This window comes from Streptomyces hainanensis, from assembly GCF_004348415.1.
Classification (GTDB): domain Bacteria; phylum Actinomycetota; class Actinomycetes; order Streptomycetales; family Streptomycetaceae; genus Streptomyces; species Streptomyces hainanensis.
The window spans coordinates 1-1,666 of sequence record NZ_SMKI01000791.1 but is presented as its reverse complement, the minus strand read 5'-3'; the positions used below and the strand labels follow the sequence as shown (position 1 = coordinate 1,666).

At 72.0% G+C, this 1,666-nt stretch carries 1 protein-coding gene, 1 pseudogene and 1 riboswitch; the gene and the pseudogene both read left to right on the top strand.

Annotated elements, in window-relative coordinates; translation table 11 throughout:
• A partial coding sequence (locus E1283_RS35965; protein WP_132822358.1) for a PP2C family protein-serine/threonine phosphatase occupies positions 1-867 on the top strand: 867 nt, incomplete at its 5' end.
• A gap of 214 nt (positions 868-1,081) precedes the next feature.
• Positions 1,082-1,256: riboswitch (cyclic di-AMP (ydaO/yuaA leader) on the top strand.
• A 10-nt stretch (positions 1,257-1,266) separates the two neighbouring features.
• A pseudogene (locus tag E1283_RS35960) lies at positions 1,267-1,666 on the top strand (hypothetical protein); the annotation flags it as partial.

The following is a 1,666-nucleotide window of genomic DNA, read 5'->3' as shown; positions in this document are numbered from 1 at the left end:
GGTACGCCGGCCGTGGGCGGCAGCCTCCCCGGCCCTGCCGGCGCGCCGCCGGCAGGCGGCAACTGGCCCGACACCGCTGGCACGGCCGGCCACAGCAACGCCGCACCCATCGGCGCACCCCCGGTGCAGCGCGCCGTGGTGCCCGAGCCGCCCGACCGGGCCGGCACGCTGCGGGTCGCCACCCGCTACCAGGCCGCGCAGCGGGACACCCTGATCGGCGGTGACCTCTACGCGGTCCGCGAGACGCGGTTCGGGGTGCGGCTGCTGGTGGGGGACGTGCGCGGCAAGGGCCTGGCGGCCACCGAGGCGGTCGCCGTCATCCTCGGCGCCTTCCGGGAGGTGGCGGACCGGGAGCCCGACCTGGTGGCGGTCGCCCGCTACCTGGAGGCCGCGCTGGTGCGGGAGCGGGCCCTGCGGGCGACGCTCGACCCGGAGGAGGGCTTCACCACCGCCGTGCTGGTCGAGGTGCCGAGGGAGCGGCCGATCAGCGTCCGGGTCCTCAACCGCGGCCATCCCCAGCCGGTGATCCTGGAACGGGACGGCGAGGCGAGCTACCTGGACGCCGAGCCGGCCCTGCCGCTCGGCCTCGGCGACCTGCTGCCGGGACCGACGGGCGAGGTCAGCGTCACGCCCTTCCCGCCCGGCACCCACCTGCTGCTCTACACGGACGGCGTGAGCGAGGCCAGGGACGAGCGGGGGGTCTTCTTCGACCCCGCCGAGCACCTGCGCGGCCGCTCGTTCGCCGGGCCCGCGGCGCTGCTCGACGAGATGGTCACGGACGTCGTCGCGCACAGCGTCCGGCTCAACGACGACATGGCGCTGCTCGCCCTGCACCATCCCGTGCCCAGGGAGGCTCACGGTGCGTGAGTGAAGGACACCGCTCCGCATAACAATTGACGAACCGTCAGGATGCGATCTGGAGCACAGCGGCATGAAATTTTGCCCGGTTTGCGGAACTTGATTCGCTAAGGTCCTCACGGCTACCCGCTTTTATTCCTGGGAACTCTTGGAAATCCGGCCTCGGGTCTATTAACGTTCGATAACGCAGCGCGGTCGTCACCGCCGTCGCAAGAGACGGCACCGTGCTCTGTCGCCGAATCCGGCACGTGCACAACAACTGCACCAAGGAACCGGGGAACCACTACTTGGGGTGAATCGGACAGTCGACAGGACAGCCCAGCCCAGTCGGCCGCCCGTAGGAGACCTTCCTGCTCCGAACCCGTCAGCTAACCCGGTAGGCGAAGGAAGGAAAGGAGAGCGCCAACTGTGGCGTCGAATCGCTATGCCTCCGTTGCCTCCGCGACCTCCCTCGCGGACCGGCGCCCGGACAACTCCGGGGACCCGTACGGCACTTACGGCACCGGCTCCCACGACCTGATCGGCGCGCACGACACGGGCGAGCTCCCGCTCTCCTACCACCAGGACTCCCACGCCGCGTACGGCGGCTACGGCTCGCACGGCACGTTCGGCGAGTACGGCTCCTACGACCCGAGCCTCGCCTACGACCCCGGCACCACCGCCGAGTTCGCCGGCGTCCCCGGCGACGGCCACGACACCGGCTGGTTCGGCGCCACGCCGGACGCGCCGACCGGGACCGCCGCCGCCCACGACGGCGCCGCGTTCGTCGACCACACCTTCGACGCGCCCGCCCCCGCCCCCGTCGAGG